This is a genomic window from Microcoleus sp. CZ3-B2, from assembly GCF_036705055.1.
Taxonomy (GTDB): Bacteria; Cyanobacteriota; Cyanobacteriia; order Cyanobacteriales; family Microcoleaceae; genus Microcoleus.
Window position 1 is genome coordinate 62079 of the sequence record NZ_JAUBTN010000001.1, and the last position, 22596, is coordinate 84674.

Genomic DNA, 22596 nt, shown 5'->3' on the forward strand with positions numbered 1-22596 from the left:
AAACCGGGTTTTTTGCCAATTTTTTCGACGATCGCGCAAGATTGTCGGAAAAACCCGGTTTCTGAGTTGTGGTGGCGCGGCCTAGAAACCGGGTTTTTTGCCAATTTTTTCGACGATCGCGCAAGATTGTCGGAAAAACCCGGTTTCTGAGTTGTGGTGGCGTGGCCTAGAAAATGTAACGACTTGTAACGTATAATTAAGGCGAAGCGAACAGAGGGCAGTAGTATTAAATGCGAGTTGCGATCGCCGGAGCCGGCCTAGCAGGGTTATCCTGTGCAAAATATCTCACCGATGCGGGTCACACCCCCATCCTCCTAGAAAGTCGGGACGTACTCGGCGGCAAAGTAGCCGCTTGGAAAGATGCAGACGGCGACTGGTACGAAACCGGCCTCCACATATTTTTCGGTGCATACCCAAATATGCTCCAACTATTCAAAGAACTAGACATCGAAGACCGGCTGCAATGGAAAGAGCACTCGATGATTTTCAATCAGCCGGAAACACCCGGAACCTATTCGCGCTTTGACTTTCCGAATATTCCGGCTCCCTTCAACGGCCTTGTGGCTATCCTCAGAAACAACGATATGCTCACCTGGGCCGAAAAAATCAGTTTCGGCATCGGTTTGGTTCCGGCGATACTTCAGGGCCAGAAATACGTCGAAGAAATGGACAAATACTCCTTTTCCGAGTGGCTCAAAAAGCAAAACGTCCCCCCCAGAGTCGAAAAAGAAGTATTCATCGCCATGTCCAAGGCGCTGAATTTTATCGACCCCCACGAAATATCTGCAACCATTCTGCTGACAGCCCTCAACCGCTTCTTGCAAGAGACAAAAGGCTCGAAAATGGCTTTTTTAGACGGTTCCCCTACGGAGAGGTTGTGTCAGCCGATGGTAGACTACATAACTGAGCGCGGTGGCGAAGTCCGGTTGAATGCACCCATCGGGGAGTTTTTGCTCAATGATGACAACACGGTGCGCGGTTTCCAGATTCGGGGTGTCAAGGGGGCAGAGTCAGAAGTTCTGACGGCTGATATTTACGTTTCGGCGATGCCGGTTGACCCGCTGAAGTTGATGATGCCGAAACCTTGGGCCGAAATGGGTTATTTCAAAAAGCTCGAAGGTTTGGAGGGTGTACCGGTGATTAATGTACACTTGTGGTTCGATCGCAAGTTAACAGATATCGACCACTTGCTGTTCTCGCGATCGCCCTTGCTGAGCGTCTACGCCGACATGAGCAACACCTGCCGCGAATATGCCAACCCAGACAAATCCATGCTGGAACTGGTACTCGCACCGGCAAAAGACTGGATAGGCAAATCTGACGAAGATATCGTCGCAGCCACAATGGTCGAGTTAGAAAAACTCTTTCCCGACCAAATCCCAGAACCCGCCAAACTGCTGAAATATCACGTAGTCAAAACCCCACGTTCCGTCTACAAAGCCACTCCCGGCCGTCAAGAGTGCCGTCCCACCCAAACCACTCCCATTAGCAATTTCTATCTAACGGGGGATTATACAATGCAGCGTTATCTTGCGAGTATGGAAGGTGCTGTGCTTTCTGGTAAGCTGACAGCGCAGGCTATTTCAACGGCCAATAACAAATGAAAAATTAAGAATTTTTCATAAATACTGGGATGTGCGCGCGGGCGACGTGAAACCGGGTTTTTAGCCAAAATATTTGCTGAAAACCCTCAATCTCGGTTGAAAAACCAGGTTTCTCGGTTCGGATGCGTCAATCCTAAAGACGTAAAAGAATCTCCCGTTGTCTCAACGGGGGAATGTCAGTTCTAATCTTTAAATTTCTTATTCTCGGATGCTGCAACTGTCAAAACTCCAGTGCATGAGAACTCTGGCCTCTTTGGATGAATCCTACGAACTGTGCCGCCAAGTCACAGCGAGTTATGCCAAAAATTTTTATTTAGGCACTCAACTCATGCCCGAAGCTAAGCGTCGGGCTATCTGGGCGATTTACGTCTGGTGCCGCCGCACCGACGAACTCGTAGACGGGCCAGGTTCTGAGGCTACGACCCCTGAAACCCTAAATTTGTGGGAAAAACGCCTAGAATCGCTGTTTGCGGGGCATCCGCACGACGATTATGATGTCGCTTTGGTGGATACTTTGTCTCGTTTCCCGATCGACATTCAGCCGTTTCGAGAGATGATTGCGGGCCAGCAAATGGACTTGTACCGCAGCCGCTACGAAACTTTTGAAGAGCTCAATCTTTACTGTTATCGAGTAGCGGGTACTGTCGGGCTGATGTCGATGTCTGTGATGGGTGTAGACGAATCGAACCGGGCTGCCAACTGGAATTGGCACTGGGGAAATAAAATTCCCCAGGAAGAAGCAATCGCCCTCGGTATAGCCAAGCAGTTAACTAACATTCTGCGCGATGTCGGAGAAGACGCCCGTCGCGGCCGCATTTACCTGCCCTTAGAAGACTTAGCGCTGTTTAACTACACCGAAGAAGATTTATTCAACGGTGTGATTGACAACCGCTGGCGGGAGTTGATGAAGTTTCAAATCCAGCGAGCTCGCAAATTATACGCCAGCGCCGAGCCCGGAATCAAAGTTTTGAGTCCCGATATCCGCTGGACAGTGTGGGCTGCTACGATGTTGTACAGCAGAATCTTAAATGCGATCGAACGGAATCAGTACGATGTTTTCCAGAAGCGGGCTTATGTCAGCAATTCTCAGAAATTGCTGTGTCTCCCCGCCGCTTGGATCAAGTCAAAAGTGCTTTAGCCTCCGGCAATATTGCTTCGATATCAGTCCGCGCCGGCGGACTTTGTTATGGCGCATCAAAATTCTCTTCGGAGGGATGATTTTTGCTTTCCAGCAATTGTTTTTCCTGCTGGAGTTTGGCTTCTAAATTTTGAATTTGTTCGCGGCGGGCTTCAAGTTCGATCGATCTCCGAGACAATTCTTGACTTTGCAAAGTGAGAGATTGGCGGCACTCTTCTGCTTTCTGGGCTTCTTGCTGCAAAAAATCGGAAGTAAAGCCTGTGGTTAAATACTTTTCAACTAATTCTAGCACCCAGTTTGTAGCTGTTTGAATATTCAAAACCTGGCTATTTTCGCCAATATCTGCTAATACTAGCATTCCTTCATTTAACACATTTTGATGACAATTTGGCGGCACTATCAAGACAGTTTGTTCGGGAAGAATAGCCCAAGTCTCATCAGCATTTTGACAAGCCAGCAATTGCAGACTTATTTCACCTAAAATATCCTTCTTTTGTACTTGGGCTAAATATAGCATAAAGGTTATTAGTTATTGGTTGTTGGTTATTAGTTATTGGTTATTTGTTATTGGTTGTTGGTTATTGGTTATTGGTTATTGGTTATTGGTTATTGGTTATTGGTTATTGGTTATTGGTTATTGGTTATATCAAATCCGGTAGCATCGGAATGATTCAGCAGATATATATTCTCGGACTCTGTGTACTCTGTGTACTAATAAGGTTAAATCACCTGACGATGCAAGCGGAAACGATATTATTGGTTGTTTGTTATTGGTTATTTGTATATCTCGCTTGTGGCCGAGACTAGATCCCCCTCGCATCCCCCTTTTTAAGGGGGTTAGGGGGGATCGAGAGGATGGGGACTCAGATAGAAGACTGATACTACCTTGACTGTAGAATTTAGATGCGCCTCAACTTAGCTGTCAACTGTCAACTGTCAACCGTTAACTATTAAAACAACTTTAGCCGATCGCGCAAAATTTCCGCCTGTTTCTCCGCTTCCGCCAAAGCATCCCTCGCGCCCTGAACCACATCAGGAGTAGCCTTATCCACAAACTTCTGATTAGTCAAACGCGCCGCAGTATGCTTAATTTCAGCTTCCACCTTGCTCAACTTCTTCTCTAATTTACCGCGCAAAGCCACCAAATCCACCACCCCAGCCAGAGGAATCAATACTTGTACAGTACCGACAACCCCAGCAATTGTCTGTCCTAAATCTGCATCCAAACTAGATGTTACCGTCAGATTTTCCACCCTGGCTAAATCCTGAATGTAAACGCCTCCATCCGAGATAATTTGGCGTTCCTTCTCGCTTTCGCTTTGCAAAATCGCCGTCACCTTCAGACTCGGTTTGATATCAGAATCCGCCCGCAAATTACGAAGAGTGCGAATTGTCCCGAACAACAACTCAAACTGCTGTTCTAATTCTGGATCGATCGGCGATGTATCGGCTTCAGGATAAGCTTGCAAAGCCAAACATTGATCGTCACCTGTTTGAGTCAGAGTGTGCCAAATTTCCTCAGTAATGTGCGGCATAAAAGGATGCAGCAATTTCAGAATTCCTTCCAACACAAAAGCAAAAGTTTGCTGCGCGACTTTCTTAGAATTGGGTTCAGCATCCTCCTGCAAGCGAGACTTAACTAACTCAATATACCAGTCGCAGAAATCGCCCCAAATAAACTCGTAAAGATTCTTAGCCGCTTCTCCCAAGCCGTAAGTTTCCAAAGAATTGCGACTTTGTTGCACAACTTGATGATAGCGAGAAAGAATCCAGCGATCGCACAATTCCAAACTACCGCCTTCTACAGCCGGACTTCCCAACTGCTGCGGAGTTTGTCCCTCCAGATTCATCATCACAAACCGGGCCGCATTCCACAGCTTATTTGTGAAATTCCGGGAAGCCTCGACTGATTTCGATTCATCAGTTTTGCGATCGTACTCCATGCGAATATTCTGCCCAGCCCCAATCACTTCCTTAACCAAAGTGTAGCGCAAAGCATCAGTCCCGTACTTACCAATCAACAGCAGCGGATCGATACCATTACCTTTACTCTTAGACATTTTTCGACTGTTTTCATCCAACACCAAACCGTGAATGTAAACAGTATCAAACGGCATCTTTCCCGTAAAATGTCCTGCCATCATCGTCATTCTAGCAACCCAGAAAAAGATGATATCAAAACCCGTCACCAGAGTAGTTGTCGGGTAGTAAAAATCCAAATCCTTAGTTTCTTCCGGCCATCCCAGAGTTGAAAAAGGCCACAACCCCGACGAAAACCAAGTATCCAATACATCTGGATCTCTTGCTAATTCGACATCTTTGCCAAACCTAGCCTCCGCTTTTTCTCTAGCATCAGCTTCAGTTTTAGCCACCACAAACGGCGTTGTATCAGTAATTTCGCCGTTAGTTTCGCTAACAGCATACCAAGCAGGAATTTGGTGTCCCCACCACAATTGCCGGGAAATACACCAATCTTTTAGCTTCACCAACCAATCGCGATAAACCTTTGTCCATCTGTCAGGAACAAATACAGGCGAATTACTTTTGTCCAATGCTTCTAGCGCGCGTTGAGAAAGCGGATCTATCTTCACAAACCATTGGGTTGATATCAACGGTTCGACGGGAACTTTGCCGCGTTCGCTGTAGGGAACTGTGTGCTTGTAATCTTCTATTTTAACCAAAAAACCGTCGGTTTCTAACCGCTTCACCACATTTTTGCGGGCAACAAATCTATCTTGTCCTTGGAACTCTCCGGCATTTTCATTTAAAGTGCCGTCCTTGTTCATGATGTTAATAAACGGCAAATTGTGGCGCTTACCCATCTCGAAGTCATTCGGATCGTGGGCGGGAGTCACTTTGACACAGCCAGTTCCGAAAGTTGGGTCAACTAATTCATCGGCAAAAATTGGAATTTCGCGATCGAGAATGGGCAAAGTGACAGTTTTACCGATAAGATGCTTGTAGCGATCGTCCTCTGGATTCACGGCCACTCCAGTATCGCCCAACATCGTCTCCGGCCGAGTCGTCGCCACCTCCAAATAACCGGAACCGTCCGTCAAAGGATAGCGGAAATGCCATAAATGCCCCTCAACTTCCTGCTGATCAACTTCCAAATCCGACACAGCAGACTGACTCGCCGGACACCAATTCACCAAGTAATTACCGCGATAAATCAGCCCCTCATCGTACAGACGGACAAAAGCTTCTAAAACCGCAGCGGATAAGCCTTCATCCATCGTAAAGCGTTCTCGCGACCAATCGACAGACACGCCCAGACTACGCAGTTGATTAGTAATAGTATTGCCAGATTCAGCTTTCCATTCCCAAGCCCGTTCTAAGAATTTTTCTCGCCCTAAATCGTGGCGAGTTTTGCCTTCTGCTTTGAGTTGTTTTTCGAGAATAGTTTGAACTGCGATGCTAGCATGATCCGTTCCCGGCAACCACAGGGTATTGCGTCCAGTCATGCGGTGATAGCGGACGAGGACATCAATCAGCGTCTCTTCAAAAGCGTGTCCCATGTGGAGGCTGCCCGTGACGTTGGGCGGCGGAATGACGACGCAGTAAGGTTCGCCGCCGGCTTCTGGGTCAGCTTTGAAGGTTTGATTGTCTTCCCAGTATTTTTGCCACTTGGTTTCGGTGGCTTTGGGGTCGTATTGGGGTGGTAGGTTTGCGGTCATGGTGGCTTGAGGGTTTTATCTTATTTATGATTGTGCCACAGCGGGGGGAGGGTGAGGGGTGTTTGGGGGAAAGTGCAATTTCTACTTAGTTTACTTTCTTCCCAGTAGAACATTATTTACTTCTTCCTTCTTCCTTCGTGTCCTTTGCGTCTTCGCGGTTCAATAATCCTAATTTTTGGGGTCTGAAAGTAATTGAACAAGCAAAGAAAGAGCGATCGCCCTTTTGGGGATTAAGGGCGATCGCTCTAATTCTAAACTTGTCTGAAGACTAGATTAGAGGATGATGAAATTCGCAGCCGTGAGAGAGTCTTTATGGACGATTGAAATCGTGTTCCCAGAACTGATGGTAATTCGAGAAAACTGTCCAATAACATTGCCGCTCTGATCGGTGTAATCCCCACCGAAGAAGGTTCCTGGACGCGGAACTAAAACATCGGCTCCACTGTTAAAACCAAGACCAGCAGCTATCTGTATCTTGTCATCAGCCACCACAAAATCATTGATTTGATCTTGGCCATTTGCTGCTCCAAAGAAAAACGTATCCTGACCCCCGCCACCAGAGAGCGTGTCATTGCCAGCACCTCCCGTCAGAATATCATTGCCACCTGAACCGCTGATGATGTCATTACCACCTAAACCGTTGAGAGTATCTGCCAAATCTGTGCCAATGACTTTATCGTCTCCCTCAGTTGCAGCAGTTGGCGTTGAATCTTGAACGGTAAATCCGTCAAATTTGTAGCCAACATCTGCCAAAATTGCCAAGTCAACCTTTGTGGGGATAAATGCAAATGCAGAACCACCACTTCCCATAAGGGATGATACGCCTGATGGTGTTGTGATATTGCTTAGATGAATTATGTTATTTGCACTGCTTACAGGAATTGGATTGCCTCCATTAACAATCTTGGCGTTCACACCATTAAAAGAAGTGCCATTAACTCGCGCACTGTAAATAGGTGACTGAGTAAACCCTAGTACATGAGCTATTTCATGGCTGGCAGTGATAAAAAGGCTAGCATCACTACCATTTTCACTGGCAGTATCACTATAGTCGAAGGGCGTTTTGTCAACACTATATGCAACATCAGAACCAAAGGAAATGCTTCCTAGATAAGGTTCATAATTGACTCCATTTACCCGATCGGGCAAAACATAGGAAAAACTCGTTTCATCTTTGTAGCCAGCACCAGAACTGTTTGTTACCCCAACAGCGAAGCTCCTGATAGGGCGAGCGCCGACAAATATCACCACATCGTCGATTTCCTTATCTAAAACGACCTTATCCAATTTTGAAGTTTGAGGATTTGGTACCCAAAGCTCGGTACCAGTGGCAATATTAGGAAATTCATCTTGGATGACGGATTCCCAGTAGTCTGCTGCTGCTTCCAAAGTAGCTTTGCGGTTGGGGTCATTGAAGAACCCATTAGCATCAAACCGATAGTCGAATGTAATGTTGAAAGTGCTTACCTGGGAAGGAGCGCTAGCTCGACCTTGAGCTTTACCCAAAGTCTCGTAGTGTTCCAAAGCACTTTTCACCTGACCCGTCAAAACGGCTTTGGCGACATCATAATTATTAACCAGGTAGAATTTTTCATCAAACGCTGTCGGTTTTACAGGTGTCGGAGTCGTCACAGGCGTCGGAGTCGTCACAGGAGTCGGAGTCGTCACCACAGGCGTCGGCGTTGTCACAGGCGTCGGAGTCGGTGCAGGTGTCGGAGTCGTCACCACAGGCGTCGGAGTCGTCACCACAGGCGTCGGAGTCGTCACCGCAGGAGTTGGAGTCGGTGCAGGAGTTGGAGTCGGTGCAGGCGTCGGAGTCGTCACCGCAGGCGTCGGAGTCACCGCAGGCGTCGGAGTCGTCACAGGCGTCGGAGTCGTCACCGCAGGAGTCGGAGTCGGTGCAGGTGTCGGAGTCGTCACCGCAGGAGTCGGAGTCGGTGCAGGTGTCGGAGTCGGAGTCGGTGCAGGAGTCGGAGTCGTTACAGATTCAGGCGTCGGAGTCGGCGTGATGGAAGGTGTCGGCGTCGAAGCGATCGAAGGTGTCGGCGTCGGTGCAGGTGTCGGTGCTGTTGGTAAAGGCTCGGGCTGCACGGTATTAACTCCGCTAGAATCAGCAATAGCGATACTATTCGTACCCTCCAAAACCGCTAAATATTCGTTTGTTAGCTTATCCTGAATAATCGTGTAGCCAGAATAAACGCCTTTACCCGCATAAATTTTCAGGTCATCAAACGACAGGTCGCTATTTAACTTAATTACATCTTCACCGTCTGTATAATCAGTAATGAAGTCCGCATCCAATAACTGAGAACCGCCGGTAGTTTTACCGATAAAGAAAGTATCATTACCATTCCCCCCAGTTAAGGTATCCGAACCCTTGTCGCCAGCAAGAAAGTCATCTCCCAAGTTGCCCAACAAGCTGTCATTACCTTTGCCGCCGTAAACTGTATCGTTGCCTTTACCACCGTTTATGGTGTCCACGCCGTCGTTTCCATACAGCAAGTCGTCGTCAGAATCGCCAAATAGTCGATCGTCACCTTTGCCGGCATAAACAGTCTCATTACCCTTACCGCCGTACAAAGTATCATTCCCTTCATTCCCGTGCAGAGTATCAGCCCCCTGCTTCCCATAAATCAAGTCATTTCCATCGCGCCCAAACACCAAGTCAGAGCCTTCCCAAATATCACATCTGCATTAGAAGTGCCATTGAGAGTATCGTCAGCCAACGTTCCGTTAATGGTTGCCATTTTTAAGTCTCACTATTACAGCAGTCGAACAGCTAGAACCTGTCTGCTTATTTGTCAGACTCAAGCTCTTGTTTTTATGCGGAACGACGATTTTTGTAATAAAACTTCATAAAACAGGCGGCGGATTGTTCTGATATCGTGTCCGGTCAATTGACCGATCTAAAATGAATTCGTAGTGTGGAATGGGAGTCCGCAATCCCGGAGCTGACTCGCATTCCACACTACAAACTGAAGGTATTTAATTATTTCACCTCTTGATAATCCACGCCATAACTCGTATCTCTCCCCGACAAATACGTAGTTTTCCCCGTCAAAGTCTCCAAAGTTTCTCTGGTTTTAGCCGAAGTAATCGTATTCAGCGGCACTCCTAACTTGCTAGCCAAACCAGCGGCTACGCCCACACCTTGTCCTTGATAAATATTCACTGTCGCAATTCGCCCGACTGATACCGCCATACCGACATAGCCCGAAGATCGCCCGACGATCGCCAAATTACTCACTTTACTAGCCAAAGCGCTCTCTATCCCGAAATTATACACCGGCAGCGGCGGAATTCTCGAATCCAAATCCTTGACTCCGCCCCGCAAGTCGAAATCGTAGGAAAAACTGCCGATCGACTTTTCTGGTATAGTTCCCCCTAGAATAATCTCCTTCCCCGTCAGCGGCGCTACCACATCGCGCACATTCAAAGTTTGTCTGATATAAATCTCATCCGGGATAAATAGTCTCACATCTTTACCCGACTTTTTTTGCAGCCATTCTTGCAGGTGTGACATTTCTTTAACCATTTCAGGAGTCGGTTTTCTGCCGTTAGCTTCCATCTTCATCAATTCGTCAACTTTGTATTTAAACAGAAACCCGTTCCACGACATCGAATTATTTTTATAAACGCAAATATTTGCCTTGTCAAAAAAGAATCCTTTTTCTTGAGTGAAGGGGAGATTTCTATCTGCGTGATAGGCGGCTCCGATGGCTACACTTCTGATATTATATCCGTCTGTATAGGCTTGATAAATCGTACTTTCAAAGTTCCTCATCCAGAATTGTGTACTGGCAGGGTCTTTATATTTGCTAATGCTGGCTTTAATTTTTTCTACTAAAGGAGTGTTGTAGAGAATGTTATCTTCTATTTTGCGTAAATCGGCGATCGTTAGCCCGGTAATTGTCGGGACTACAGATATAGCTAAGGATTCATTTTTTGATTTGATGTTTTGCGATTCATATCCTGTGTAATAAGATAAACCTGCTTTTCTAGCAAGTTCGGCATCTTGAGTTACATCAATAAAAGAATTAGCTTTAATTTTGATTTTAGTGTTATTGACTTCGGCATATTCAATTTTATTATTGACTACGTGAGGAGTAAGAGTTGAGTTGGAAATAACTTTAACTCCGGCTTCCGCAAGCATCTCTTTGAGTGCTTTGTCGGCCTGTTTTGGTTCTAAGCAAGATTCGGGAACATTGGCTTTATCTAAGAATTCCCGGAAGCATTGGGCGTAGGGTTGGCGATACCAATCGGGGATTTTATCTAAATCGACGTAACCTAAACCGCCGCGGGTGAGTACGCCGCCCAAGGGATCGGTTGCGTAGTTCGATCGCACGATCGCAACTTTTCCTTTTTCACCTAAAGTTTTCTTAGCCCATATCGCCGCACATATTCCCGGTACTTCGTCGCCGTACACTACGATATCAAAGTTGCGATCGACTGATGTTGGATGGGCTGCTGGGGGCTTGTTTGTGGCTGTTTGTCGCAGGTTTGGGGGGTCTAATGTGGCACTTGCTTCGTTTCGGTGGGCGATCGAGCTTTTTGCTTCTTTGAAATAGGGGGAGTCAACTAAAACTTTTACGGCTACAAAAAAGATGGCAATGGCAGCTAATTTCTTGAAAGTAGGAGGCATTTAGTTGACTGGTTGATGAATTTGCATTACCTGAAAGTGCTGTTCAGGGTTTAGGGGAATATAGCACGTTTAGGTAATTTCGACACAAGTTTAACTTTTCCGGGAAGGGTTATTAGCGGTTTTGTCAGTGTTACTACTGGGAGAGGGAGGGGAATTGATGTTGATAAGGATGCGAAGGGCGATCGTACTTTATGACTCCCGACTTTCCCAGCCGCTTGTAATGTGATACTGAGAGGGAAGGAAGGGCGAGATAGCAACCCAAATCATTGACTCAGTGGTAAAATTAGATCAAACTGAGGTATGGCGGAAACTTGAGGAGGTACAAACAAGTGACAGCAGAAACACAGGTGACGATCGAAGCAATTGACCATACATCCCCTCATTTGCAAACCGTTATAGCACTAGGTGACGCCAATAAAAAAACTCTCGGCTTGTTACCAAGAGATGCTTTTCTAGAATATGCAATCAAGCGCACGATTCTTGTGGCTATTGATCCCGATAAAACTTGTATTGGTTATCTGCTATACCGGAAGGCGATCCGAAAACACGCAATTGTTATTGTTCATCTCTGCATCGATCCGTCATGGCGTGGCAAAGATGTTGCTAAAAAGCTAGTCAATTACTTAAGTCAAAAAACTCAGGATTTTTATAGGATTGAGCTTAAATGTCGCCGAGACTATGGAATAGACGGGATGTGGTATAAATTAGGCTTTGTTCCCTTAGATGAAAAGACAGGCAAAAGTAAGGATGGTAAACTTCTGACAATTTGGTGGCTAGAACACAATCATCCTACGATATTTTCTTATGCTGCTAATCAGAAGCTTGAATCTAAACTTTGTGCAGTCATCGACACAAGCGTTTTCTTGGAATTGCACGGAAATGAAGAGCTTAAAACTACAGAATCCGACTCTCTACTCGCTGATTGGTTGCAGGATGACTTGGAGTTGTGCATCACTGATGAAATTTTCAAATCAATCAACAGAATAGATGATGCTAAATTAAGAGATAGCAAACGTTACCTCGCTAATAGTTTTACTCAGTTGTTGTATGACAAAACTAGACTTGAAGGTATTTTATATTCTATCGCTCAACTGTTAGCCGACCAATCTATAACCTTCGATCAAGCTACAATAAATCAATTAGCTATAACTATTGCTTCTGATTCTCCGGTATTTGTAACTCGCAACATAGAAGTCTTGAATTTAGCTGATGAAATTTATAAAAAATTTACACTGGAAGTAATTAGCCCAACAAATTTAATTTTAAAATTCGATGATATTCGCAGAAATGTTGAATATCAACCTGTTCGCTTGGCAGGTACATCTATAAAGATGAAACTCATCCATAAATTTGAACAATTTCGATTGGTTGATAGTTTTCATGCTAGTGAAAAGGGCGAAATAGAGGGAGAATTTAAACAACGGCTGCGCCACATTATTGCTAATCCCGATAAATTTAAATGTTATGTTTTTTTAGAAAATGAAAATACACCCCTTGCTTTAATTGTTTTTGATCGACACCAAACTTACGAACTAAAAGTGAAAATCATGCGAGTTCGTCCAGGCGCTATAGCGGCTACACTGGCACGGTATTTGATTTTCTATTCTATATCACTCTCAGCCGATGAAAAGCGACAATTTACCAGAATTATTGACCCCTATCTGCAAGAAACTGTTTTACAAGCTATTCAAGAAGATGCTTTTGTTCGAGTTAACAATGGGTATTTAAAGGCGAATCTTGCTGTTGCAAAAACATCAATAGAACTATCTAATTACCTTGCTGAATTAGGTAGCATGGGGCCAGAATATCATTTTTGCATTCAGCTTGCAGAAACTCTTACTATCAGCGAATTAACTCAAGATATAAAGACTATATCGGAGATAGAACGTCACCTTTGGCCTGCTAAAGTTATTAATGCTGACTTGCCTACATTCATTATTCCTATTCAACCCAGATGGGCAAAAGATTTGTTCGACGAAGAGTTGGCTAACCAGTACCTCTTTGATTCTCAAGCTGATCTAGCGCTAAGACGCGAACTGGTGTACTACAAGGGAAATAATGGCGGTCTAAGACCTGGTGATATTGGTCGAATTTTATGGTATATTAGCTCCGATACATCATTTACTTTTGGAACCAAAGAGGTTAAAGCTTGCTCTAGGTTAGATGAAGTTATCATAGACAAGCCTGACAAATTATATAGACAATTTCGTAGTTTAGGTGTATATGAGTTAAAAGATTTAATGACTCTAGCAAGAGACAAACCCGATGAAGATATTATGGCTATCAGATTTAGCTATACCAAAATTTTTACTAAACGACTGACATTAAATAGGCTTCGGGAAATACTTGAAAATAAAACAACCGTTCAAAGTTTATTTAAGATTTCAAAGGAACAATTCGGAATCATATATAATGAAGGAACCGCGACATAAAGAAAGGAGTGTAACCCATGTCAAGTATCTTGCTATTATCTATTCGACCGGAATACGCCCACAAAATATTTGATAGCAATAAGACTGTTGAATTGCGGCGCGTCCGCCCTCGATTATTGAACGAAGGCGATTTGGTATTAATTTACATTTCTTCCCCGACTAAAGCTGTATTCGGTTCATTCAAAGTGGATACTATCATAGAAAAACCAATTGCGGAACTTTGGGAGGAAGTTGAAGATAAAGCGGGCATTTCATCTGAAAATTTTTATGATTATTATCAAGGTACAAAAACAGGTATTGGAATTTTTCTTAAAGATATTCACAGGTTTAGCCAACCAGTAGACTTACACCGTTTAAGAAAAAAGTTGCCTGAGCTTAAACCACCACAAAGTTATCGTTACATCACGGATAAACAGTTGAGAATAGTCTATTCTCTAGGAGAATGTTCGAGATAAATATTTACTACAATAATTTATTAATCAATAGTTGGCAAGAGCAGTATGCTAGCGAAAAAAAAAGCTGAGTTCGTCAGGCTATTTCAGGAATTTGTCAGTTCATATCCCTACACTCCAGATGGGTTACGTCATAGGGTGGCTTACGAGGAGCAGCGTCAGCAGGGACGTAGAAATTTTGAAGCGATCGCTGCTGCTGCTGAGTCTGGAGAAGATGTGAATGAATCTATAATGTTGAAACTTCTACCTTACCAAGACTCTCCTACTAATCGACAAAGGGGGGCCTGGATTCATATTAATCCGTGCATAATAAAAGGGTTGTTATGGAATTCAAAATCTTATAAAAAATTGTCATTAATAGCGCCAGTAAGAATTGCCGAATTAATTTTTTATTTAGTCTGCTGTTGTAACGACGAGCCGAGTCGGCTATATTATTCGTGTAGAGAGTTTTCAGAAGAAATGCCCGTCTCCTTGTTCGGCGAGATAGGAATGCTAACACCTATCCTCAATGCTCTCCGTCCCGATGACTTTCTCGCGATTAATGACAAGTCAATACAGGTTATTAACTATTTGGCCAATACTTCGTATAGCAAACAGCTAATAGACTACTCTTCTGCTAACTTAACCGGACGCGAGCTAATTGAAGAATTCACTAAAGAAATGCACCAAAATGGCGCTCCATCTATTCGATATGACGATCTATTTGATATGTTCTGCCACTGGCTTGTAGATGTAAAAAAATATGACTTTCCTAGTAACGAAGTGCAACCAGTAGATGAGGGCATTGTGTTTGAATACGCTGTAGAAAAAGTAGAGTTGCAACCGGAATATCTTTTGAACCAATGTGCCGAAGAAACTGGCTTTGACGAAACAGAACTCAACCGCTATATACACGCCATCCACCGCAAAGGCCAAACCATCATCCAAGGCCCGCCCGGAACCGGAAAAACCTTCATAGCAGAAAAACTCTCCCAACACTTAATTGGCGGCGGTGACGGCTTCTCAGACATTATCCAATTTCACCCCGCCTACACCTACGAAGACTTTATCGAAGGCCTCCGCCCAACAACTCAAAACGGACAATTAACCTACTCCATAGTTCCCGGTAGATTCCTAGAATTTTGCGAAAAAGCCGAAGCCTGTGAAGACACTTGCGTTCTCATTATTGATGAAATTAATCGCGCAAATTTATCTCAAGTCTTTGGCGAGTTAATGTATCTCCTAGATGACCGACAGGACACAAAACGCTTTATTACACTAGCCAGCGGTAAACTATTTAGAATCCCTACAAATGTCCGCATTATCGGCACAATGAACACCGCAGACCGTTCTATTGCCTTAGTCGATAACGCACTCCGCCGCCGTTTCGCATTCATTTCTATCTATCCAAACTATGAAGTGCTGCGACAGTATCACCAGAGAGAGGAAACAGGTTTTCCAGTTGATAAATTAACTAGCATTCTAGAAGATGTCAATCGCGCAATTAACAATAAACACTATGAACTAGGCATCTCCTTCTTTTTGACAAAAACCTTAGCTGAAGATATCCGAGATATTTGGCAAATGGAAATTGAGCCATACCTCGAAGAATACTTCTTTGATAACCTGGAAAAAATGGATGAGTTTCTCTGGGAGAATATCAAGAATAAATTGGGCTATTGACAATCTAACGCCGTCATTAACGCCGATACGGTGGCGTTACCGCATCCACCACAATTATGAAACCAGAATCCCGCCGAATTATCGAACTTAAAGAATATCTATTAGCCACTTTTGAACGAGATTTTATCCCCGAATCAGTAGGAGATAAAATATACCAGAATTATGGCAAGGAAATCGACATAGAATTTCCTAACCCTAAAACAAAATATCAATGGGAATTAAAATCTAAAGGCAGAGTTGGCAACATTCCCATCACTCCCGACTTTCACATTGCCATCCGCCCAAAGGTTCCCATAAACAACTTATTCGGAATGCTTGAATATGCCTACAACCTTAAGATAAAATTTCCCCAAGGGCAGATTCAGTGCCAATCTTTAAAACAAATTTACGAGAGATTAGCTAACATTCTTGCTCAAAAAATTCTCGAACGCTGTCGCAAAGGATTGTATCGCGATTACTTATCCAAAACAGAAAGACTCGCTTATATTCGCGGCCGCGTCGATTTGCGGTCAGCCCTGCAAAAACCTTGGGATGTTAAACTAAAATGCCACTATCACGAACAAACAGGCGATATCGAAGATAATCAAATTCTGGCTTGGACACTCTTCATGATTGGGCGCAGCGGTGTGTGCGGTGAATCTGTTTCATCCACTGTGCGAAAAGCATTTCATGCACTCCAAGGATTTGTGACATTAAAACATTTTAAATCATCAGCTTGTGTCGATCGCACTTATCACCGTTTGAATCAAGATTATCAACTTTTACACGCCTTATGTCGATTTTTTTTAGATAACACAGGGCCCAGTCACGAAAAGGGCGATCGCGAAATGCTCCCTTTTCTCATAGACATGGCTAATTTATATGAACAATTTGTCGCTGAATGGCTCAAAGCAAATACACCAACAGGCTTCTTTGTCAATAAAAAACACACGGTAACACATGACCAAAATTATTCCGATAAAATTGACTTAATTCTACGCGATATTGAAACAAATGAAATCCTGTATGTCCTCGATACCAAATACAAAAATCCAGATCAAGTAGCCAGTAGTGACCGTCATCAAATAGTTGCCTACGCCAATGCAGTAAACTGTAAAAATGCAATTCTCATTTACCCGCAAGACCTCAAACAGCCACTAAACAATAAAATTGGTGATATCCGAGTTCGCAGTCTAACTTTTTCCCTAGATGGCGACCTCAATGAAGCCGGAAAAACCTTCTTAACCTCTCTACCTCAAAAAATCCTCTTCTAACTATTCTCTGCGCCCTCTGGCGCTGGAGCGGTTCATTTTCTCACAAAAAAAAGAGGCGCAATTGCACCTCTCAAACCTTTCATATTAGGGTTCTAAACACTAACAGCTACTTTCGATTCCTTCGCAGTCAACTTCTCGTAAGTCGCCCGCATCTTCAATCCGACTAACACTTGGAACAAACCAGTTCCATTGTTGGAACCGGGATATTCGCGGTGCTGAAGCAACAGGTGAGTTAACTCGCCTTCATACTTCGCAGAAGTCTTGCTCAAATGGCTTTCGATGTAAATAACTTCTTCCAGATTCTCGAACTGACCGTCTACTTCCAAAATCGAGACTTCGTGGTCGTAGAAAGCGTCTGGCCCGTAGTACATCTTAATTCCGGGATAGGAACAAGTCAGTTTGCGACCGCAAGGAACCCAGTTAATTGTTGAACCTTCGTCAAACAAATACGCTGGCTCAAAATTGGCGATACCTTCGCGCTGGATCATCTGCACGCGCAGAACTTTCCGCTCTTTGTCATCTTTAATCAAGTTGGTCGGCAATACTTGAATTACCACATCAGCGTATTGCTTTTGGGGGTCGATGTAAGCGGTGAAATCGGGTTTGCGAGCGTTGATTGCAAACAGCACGTCTTCGTAACGGTGGCCCCGTTCCGCCATGTCGCGCTGGATTTTCCAAGCAATTTTAACTTCGTCGCTGATGTCGAGGTAGACGCTGAAGTCGATGAGATTTCTCACTCGCTCGTCGTAAAGGGGGTGCAGTCCCTCAATCACAATGATGTGATTTGGCTCTACCCGCTCAGGAGGATCGAGCAGACCGGTTTCGTGGTTGTAAATCGGTTTGTCGATCGCCTTACCTTCTTTGAGCGCTTTCATTTGCTCGGCCATCAGGTCAAAATTGTTAGCTCTGGGGTCAAGGGCGGTAATCCCTGTTTCCTTGCGCTGTTTGCGATCGAGACAATGATAGTCATCGAGGCAGATTACAGTCACGAAATCTTCCCCGAACAAATCTGTCAATCGGCGCAAAAAAGTAGATTTTCCGCACCCGGAGTCTCCGGCTACGCCAATTAAAACCACGCGATCCGGCTTACTTGTCATAGTTTCCCTCTAAAAAAATCACTGTTTACTAACTCAAGTCTAGATTCCACAAAATTTCAGGCCGCAGGTAGCGTGCCGGCTTTGTGCGATTTTGTTGCTACCCCGATCGGATCGAGCACTCACCAGCATACAGGAGTCAGTTGACTGCCTGCGAGGGAAGACCCAAGCAATCTTCAAGGCAATTGACATACTCCCGGTCCCTCAAGGCATGGGGATTGTGGATTCAAACAGCTTCTGGCAAGCACAGCTTGTCCGATCTTGCCTCGCCTCTAGGTTGATGCCTCAACCTATTTGAGATTTTTTGGACTATGGAGTTGAGACGGGATTTTTACATCTGGCGAATCAACAATATATAGTTCCATCACGATTCCCGTCCGATCGGGCTTGCCCGCTCGCCTGCCTTATTGGACGGGATCGTACCCCAATTTTTGGGCTATTAATGCTAACTTTAGTGATTAATCTTACCAGAATGCGTCCGCCCACTACAAGTTCAACGTCATTTAATCAAATTGTGCTTTAATTTGTACTTCATTATTATAAGTTGTATATTTCCATGCCGTATTCCCTTTGATAAGCTAAATCCTCTCCCGATATCGGACTCTGCCTCTGCCGAATCTCCAAATCAGAAGGAGCGATCGGGGCCGATCCCGCGATCGGGTAAAATATTGGCAGTACGCAGACAACAATAGCTATAGGTCAACACCTGAACGCAGCCGGACTCTATAGCCGGCGTGATGTTCGGCTGATGGGGAACTGGAGGCGCGATCGACCAAAAAGGGACACGCCCGCCCGCAACGGCGAGGCCCGAAGATTGGCGCGGCCAATTAGTCCAGATGGCCTTAAGAAAAAAGTAAATTGAGTCTAACGTCACATTCTCTTTCTTTATAACTCTGTATCGTGAAGGACAAGCAACAAATGTACAGCCCAAGCATATCTGGTGTAGCGGCCAACTCAGAATCAGGCAGCCGCATCTTTGTTTACGAAGTGGAGGGTATGCGTCAGAGCAAAGCAACTGACCAAACAAGTCACCCGATTCGCCGTAGCGGTAGCGTGTTTATCTCCGTTCCCTACGATCGCATGAATCAGGAAATGCGGAGAATTGCTCGCATGGGTGGCAAAATCGTCAGCATCCGCCCATTAAACGGCGCTCCCGAAACTCATAGCAAAGTTGCACCAGAAGCAGGGCTACAGAGTCAGAAATCTGGAGAAAAAGCTAAGCCCATGACTCAAGCCAAGGAAAAAGTTCAGGTTCCTGTTAACCTTTACAAGCCGGCCAATCCCTATATTGGTAAGTGCATTTCTACAGAAGAATTGGTCAGAGAAGGCGGCGAAGGCACAGTCCGCCACGTCAAATTTGACATTTCTGGAGGCAAGTTACACTATCTCGAAGGTCAAAGTATCGGGATTATTCCTGATGGGACGGATAAAAACGGCAAACCTCACAAAATTCGGCTTTACTCGATCGCCTCCACCCGTCACGGAGACGATGTAGACGACAAAACAGTCTCTCTGTGCGTCCGCCGCCTAGAGTACAAAAGCCCAGAAACTGGCGAACAAGTGTTCGGTGTTTGTTCGACTTTTCTCACCGGTTTGCAACCTGGAGATAATGTCAAAATCACCGGCCCGGTAGGCAAGGAAATGCTCTTGCCAGAAGACGAAGATGCCACCGTAATTATGATGGCTACCGGTACGGGTATTGCTCCTTTCCGCGCTTATTTGTGGCGGATGTTCAAAGAAAACAATCCCGATTACAAATTCAAAGGTTTAGCTTGGCTGTTCTTTGGAGTTGCTTACACTCCCAACATTCTTTATAAGGAAGAGTTGGAAGAATTGCAGCGCGAGTTCCCCGATAATTTCCGCTTGACTTATGCCATCAGCCGCGAGCAAAAAACTGCTGACGGCGGCAAGATGTACATTCAAAGCCGGATTAAAGAGAACGCAGACGAATTGTGGGAATTGGTTCAAAAGCCGAAAACTCACACTTACATCTGTGGTTTGAAGGGAATGGAAGGCGGAATTGATGAGGGAATGTCTGCTGCATCTAGCAAGCACGACGTTGACTGGACAAGCTATCAAAAACAGTTGAAAAAACAGCATCGCTGGCACGTTGAAACATATTAATGTGTTACCTGATTTAATTTGAATAGTAGGGCGGGCTTTGGCTCGCCCTACATTTTTTTGTGAAACAGTTTTCAGCATTAAACAAGATTGCATAAATCTTCGATGGATCCTTCAACCGCAGATGCAAAGCAGATAAACACAGATTAACGCAGATAATTTCAAGATAGGAAAGTAAATGAATGCAATCCAAGTCTATTCAGGGGCAGATTCACCCAATACAAGTGTAAAATAGACAGTAAGCTCACCGAAAAAGGGAGATAACTGACATGGTTATAACTTCTACCCAAAAACTGACCTTTGAAGAATATCTGAACTATCAGGGAGAATCAGGTGTTTGTTATGAATTATATCGGGGACATCTCATCGAAATGCCAACACCCACAGCAATACATATCAAAATTTGCGAGTTTTTGGTTTACCAGTTCCGGCGCTTCTTTGCAGCACACAACCTACCGCTAGTTGCAATTGTGACTACTGCAGTCCGAACTGAAGAAGACTCTTCCCGCATTGCTGATGTGGTAATTTGCACTCGGAGTTTGTGGAAGTCTGCGCGCAACCTGGTTCCACAGTGCTGGACTTTGAAGAAAAACCGCTGTTAGTTATTGAAGTTACCAGTCAAAATTGGCGGGACGACTACATCCGCAAGCGGGCAGAATATGATTTAATTGATATCCCCGAATATTGGATTGTAGACCCCAATCGACCGAAAATACGAGTATGCAGCCGTCCTGAAAATGAAGGCAGTTATTCTCACCAGGAATTTTTGCCGGGACAGCTTGTTCAGTCTGTACAGTTCGCTGAATTTATTTTATCGGTGAATGAAGTCCTATCTCCACCGCTAGTCGAAGATTTAATTCGAGAAGAATCTGTACGGCGACAACAGCTAGAACAGCAGAATCAACAGCTAGAACAGCAAGTTAATTTAGAAAGGCAGCGTGCCCAAAGATTGGCGCAGAGGCTGCGAGAAATGGGAGCAGATATGGATGCAGAGCTTTAAATTGCTGTGTAAATTCTGGATTCATTAGTCATGCAGAGCCCCAGCTTCTTTAAGAAGTCGGGGGTATCGCTATTCTGTGAATGCCCGGTTGTCATACAATGATTGTAGATTAAGTGAGTTTCAACGGGTCAAAGTCGTGGCTTTCAAAATTGGTTTGCTAGGTTTGGGTACAGTTGGCGCGGGAACTGCAGAGATTTTGCTCTCCCGAGACGATCGCCATTCGCTGTTGCAGGAATTGGAAATCTATCGGGTGGGAGTGCGCGATATTTCTCGAACTCGGTCTTTACAATTGCCAGAAAATGTGCTGACAACTGACCTAGAGGCGATCGCCACTGACCCGGAAGTTGATATTGTAGTAGAACTGATTGGGGGATTGGAACCGGCGCGATCGCTCATTCTGCAAGCGATCGCCAACGGGAAGCACGTCGTCACCGCCAACAAAGCAGTTATCGCCCGCTACGGTAGTGAAATCTTCGACGCGGCTAACGAAAAAGGCGTTTACGTGATGTTAGAAGCTGCTGTAGGCGGTGGCATTCCAGTCATTCAAACCCTCAAACAATCTTTAGGTGCAAACCGCATCAAAACTGTCACGGGCATCGTTAACGGCACAACTAACTACATCCTGACGCGGATGCAGAGTGAAGGTGCAGACTTTGCCGAAGTGCTCGCCGACGCTCAGCAATTAGGTTATGCTGAAGCTGACCCTACAGCGGATGTAGATGGATTAGATGCGGCTGATAAAATTGCTATTTTAGCCTCGCTAGCTTTTGGCGGGCGCATCAAATTAGCCGATGTTCACTGCGAAGGTATCAGAAAAGTTAGTGCGGCGGATATTGACTATGCTGATAAGCTGGGATTTACGATCAAGTTGTTGGCTATTGCTGAGGAAAAATCCCAAAGTTCCAAGCAAAATGGGGATGAAGAAGCGGAACTCCTCTCGATTCGAGTGCATCCTACTTTGGTGGCGAAGACTCATCCGCTGGCGAGTGTCAACGGTGTTTACAATGCAATTTTAATCGAAGGAGAGCCGATCGGACAATTGATGCTGTACGGGCGCGGTGCGGGGGCGGGCCCCACAGCTAGCGCGGTGGTATCGGATATTTTGAATGTGGCGGCAATCCTGAAAACCGAAACTGTTCCGATTCCCCATCCTTTGCTGAGTTGCACTCATCAACATTACTGCAAAATTGCTGAAATGCAGGAACTTGTGACTCGGTTTTACGCCCGTTTTCTGACGCGCGACTCTCCGGGAGTAATTGGTAAACTAGGGACTTGTTTTGGAAACCACAAAGTTAGTTTGGAGTCCATTGTGCAAACTGGAATTCACGGCAATTTAGCAGAAATTGTGGTGGTGACTCACGATGTGAAGGAAGGTAATTTTCAGCAAGCGCTTGCTGAAATTCGCGCGATGGAAGCAGTCGATAGTATTGCGAGTACCTTGCGAGTTTTGTAAGAATTCCACAAGGTTAATAGTCAGGACTAAATTCCTGACTACTAACCTTTTTTAGATTGTTTTTAGTT

General features: G+C 44.9%; 17 protein-coding genes. 11 read left to right on the forward strand and 6 right to left on the reverse strand.

Going from position 1 to position 22596, the window contains the following annotated elements; all coding sequences use genetic code 11:
- Nucleotides 1–230: 230 nt before the first annotated feature.
- Both pds and crtB read left to right on the forward strand, forming a co-directional pair.
- The gene (gene pds / locus QUA97_RS00290) at nucleotides 231–1604 is read left to right on the forward strand and encodes a 15-cis-phytoene desaturase (protein ID WP_333092341.1); all 1374 of its coding nucleotides are present in this window, start codon (nucleotides 231–233) and stop codon (nucleotides 1602–1604) included.
- Between the two features lie 208 nt (nucleotides 1605–1812).
- Complete coding sequence (gene crtB / locus QUA97_RS00295) at nucleotides 1813–2742, forward strand: 15-cis-phytoene synthase CrtB (RefSeq protein ID WP_333191971.1); 930 nt, start codon at nucleotides 1813–1815, stop codon at nucleotides 2740–2742.
- A 46-nt stretch (nucleotides 2743–2788) separates the two neighbouring features.
- Here crtB and QUA97_RS00300 read toward each other — a convergent pair whose 3' ends face one another.
- Nucleotides 2789–3259: a hypothetical protein gene (locus tag QUA97_RS00300; RefSeq protein WP_333191974.1), complete on the reverse strand. Its 471-nt coding sequence runs from the start codon at nucleotides 3257–3259 to the stop codon at nucleotides 2789–2791.
- A 14-nt stretch (nucleotides 3260–3273) separates the two neighbouring features.
- Between QUA97_RS00300 and QUA97_RS28225 the strand changes: the two genes are divergently transcribed.
- Nucleotides 3274–3549: a hypothetical protein gene (locus QUA97_RS28225; protein ID WP_442922463.1), complete on the forward strand. Its 276-nt coding sequence runs from the start codon at nucleotides 3274–3276 to the stop codon at nucleotides 3547–3549.
- 143 nt (nucleotides 3550–3692) lie between these two features.
- Here QUA97_RS28225 and QUA97_RS00305 read toward each other — a convergent pair whose 3' ends face one another.
- The 3 genes from QUA97_RS00305 to QUA97_RS00315 all read right to left on the reverse strand — a co-directional run bounded on the left by QUA97_RS00305 (nucleotide 3693) and on the right by QUA97_RS00315 (nucleotide 11061).
- Nucleotides 3693–6419, reverse strand: coding sequence for a valine--tRNA ligase (locus QUA97_RS00305; RefSeq protein ID WP_333191976.1), 2727 nt, complete (start codon nucleotides 6417–6419; stop codon nucleotides 3693–3695).
- A 273-nt stretch (nucleotides 6420–6692) separates the two neighbouring features.
- Entirely contained in the window at nucleotides 6693–9080 is a 2388-nt protein-coding gene (locus QUA97_RS00310) for a calcium-binding protein (protein WP_333192243.1), read from the reverse strand.
- 328 nt (nucleotides 9081–9408) lie between these two features.
- The gene (locus QUA97_RS00315; RefSeq protein WP_333191979.1) at nucleotides 9409–11061 is read right to left on the reverse strand and encodes an FAD-dependent oxidoreductase; all 1653 of its coding nucleotides are present in this window, start codon (nucleotides 11059–11061) and stop codon (nucleotides 9409–9411) included.
- A 329-nt stretch (nucleotides 11062–11390) separates the two neighbouring features.
- Here QUA97_RS00315 and QUA97_RS00320 point away from each other — a divergent pair, with 329 nt between their 5' ends.
- From QUA97_RS00320 to QUA97_RS00335, 4 genes are read left to right on the forward strand one after another with little or no spacing between them, the layout of a single operon-like run.
- Nucleotides 11391–13493: a GNAT family N-acetyltransferase gene (locus tag QUA97_RS00320; protein ID WP_333191983.1), complete on the forward strand. Its 2103-nt coding sequence runs from the start codon at nucleotides 11391–11393 to the stop codon at nucleotides 13491–13493.
- A 17-nt stretch (nucleotides 13494–13510) separates the two neighbouring features.
- The gene (locus QUA97_RS00325) at nucleotides 13511–13948 is read left to right on the forward strand and encodes an ASCH domain-containing protein (protein ID WP_333191986.1); all 438 of its coding nucleotides are present in this window, start codon (nucleotides 13511–13513) and stop codon (nucleotides 13946–13948) included.
- 45 nt (nucleotides 13949–13993) lie between these two features.
- Entirely contained in the window at nucleotides 13994–15607 is a 1614-nt protein-coding gene (locus QUA97_RS00330; RefSeq protein ID WP_333191989.1) for an McrB family protein, read from the forward strand.
- 56 nt (nucleotides 15608–15663) lie between these two features.
- On the forward strand, nucleotides 15664–16860 hold the full coding sequence (locus QUA97_RS00335) for an McrC family protein (protein ID WP_333191991.1): 1197 nt from the start codon (nucleotides 15664–15666) through the stop codon (nucleotides 16858–16860).
- 92 nt (nucleotides 16861–16952) lie between these two features.
- On the opposite strand, the gene QUA97_RS00340 is transcribed toward QUA97_RS00335, so the two are convergent.
- Together QUA97_RS00340 and QUA97_RS00345 are read right to left on the reverse strand one after the other, a co-directional pair.
- A complete protein-coding gene (locus QUA97_RS00340) occupies nucleotides 16953–17957 on the reverse strand; it encodes a phosphoribulokinase (protein ID WP_194012731.1) in 1005 nt (334 codons plus the stop codon).
- A 622-nt stretch (nucleotides 17958–18579) separates the two neighbouring features.
- Nucleotides 18580–18828 (reverse strand): hypothetical protein, encoded by a 249-nt coding sequence (locus QUA97_RS00345; RefSeq protein WP_194065602.1) that lies wholly within the window; start codon nucleotides 18826–18828, stop codon nucleotides 18580–18582.
- Between the two features lie 44 nt (nucleotides 18829–18872).
- On the opposite strand from QUA97_RS00345, the gene petH reads away from it, so the two are divergent.
- The 4 genes from petH to QUA97_RS00365 all read left to right on the forward strand — a co-directional run bounded on the left by petH (nucleotide 18873) and on the right by QUA97_RS00365 (nucleotide 22528).
- Nucleotides 18873–20078, forward strand: coding sequence for a ferredoxin--NADP reductase (gene petH / locus QUA97_RS00350; RefSeq protein WP_194065603.1), 1206 nt, complete (start codon nucleotides 18873–18875; stop codon nucleotides 20076–20078).
- A gap of 266 nt (nucleotides 20079–20344) precedes the next feature.
- Complete coding sequence (locus tag QUA97_RS00355) at nucleotides 20345–20677, forward strand: Uma2 family endonuclease (protein WP_333191997.1); 333 nt, start codon at nucleotides 20345–20347, stop codon at nucleotides 20675–20677.
- Nucleotides 20647–21075, forward strand: coding sequence for a Uma2 family endonuclease (locus QUA97_RS00360; RefSeq protein WP_333192000.1), 429 nt, complete (start codon nucleotides 20647–20649; stop codon nucleotides 21073–21075). Before QUA97_RS00355 ends, QUA97_RS00360 begins: the two co-directional genes overlap by 31 nt.
- A gap of 136 nt (nucleotides 21076–21211) precedes the next feature.
- Nucleotides 21212–22528, forward strand: coding sequence for a homoserine dehydrogenase (locus tag QUA97_RS00365; protein WP_333192003.1), 1317 nt, complete (start codon nucleotides 21212–21214; stop codon nucleotides 22526–22528).
- The last annotated feature ends 68 nt before the right edge of the window (nucleotides 22529–22596 follow it).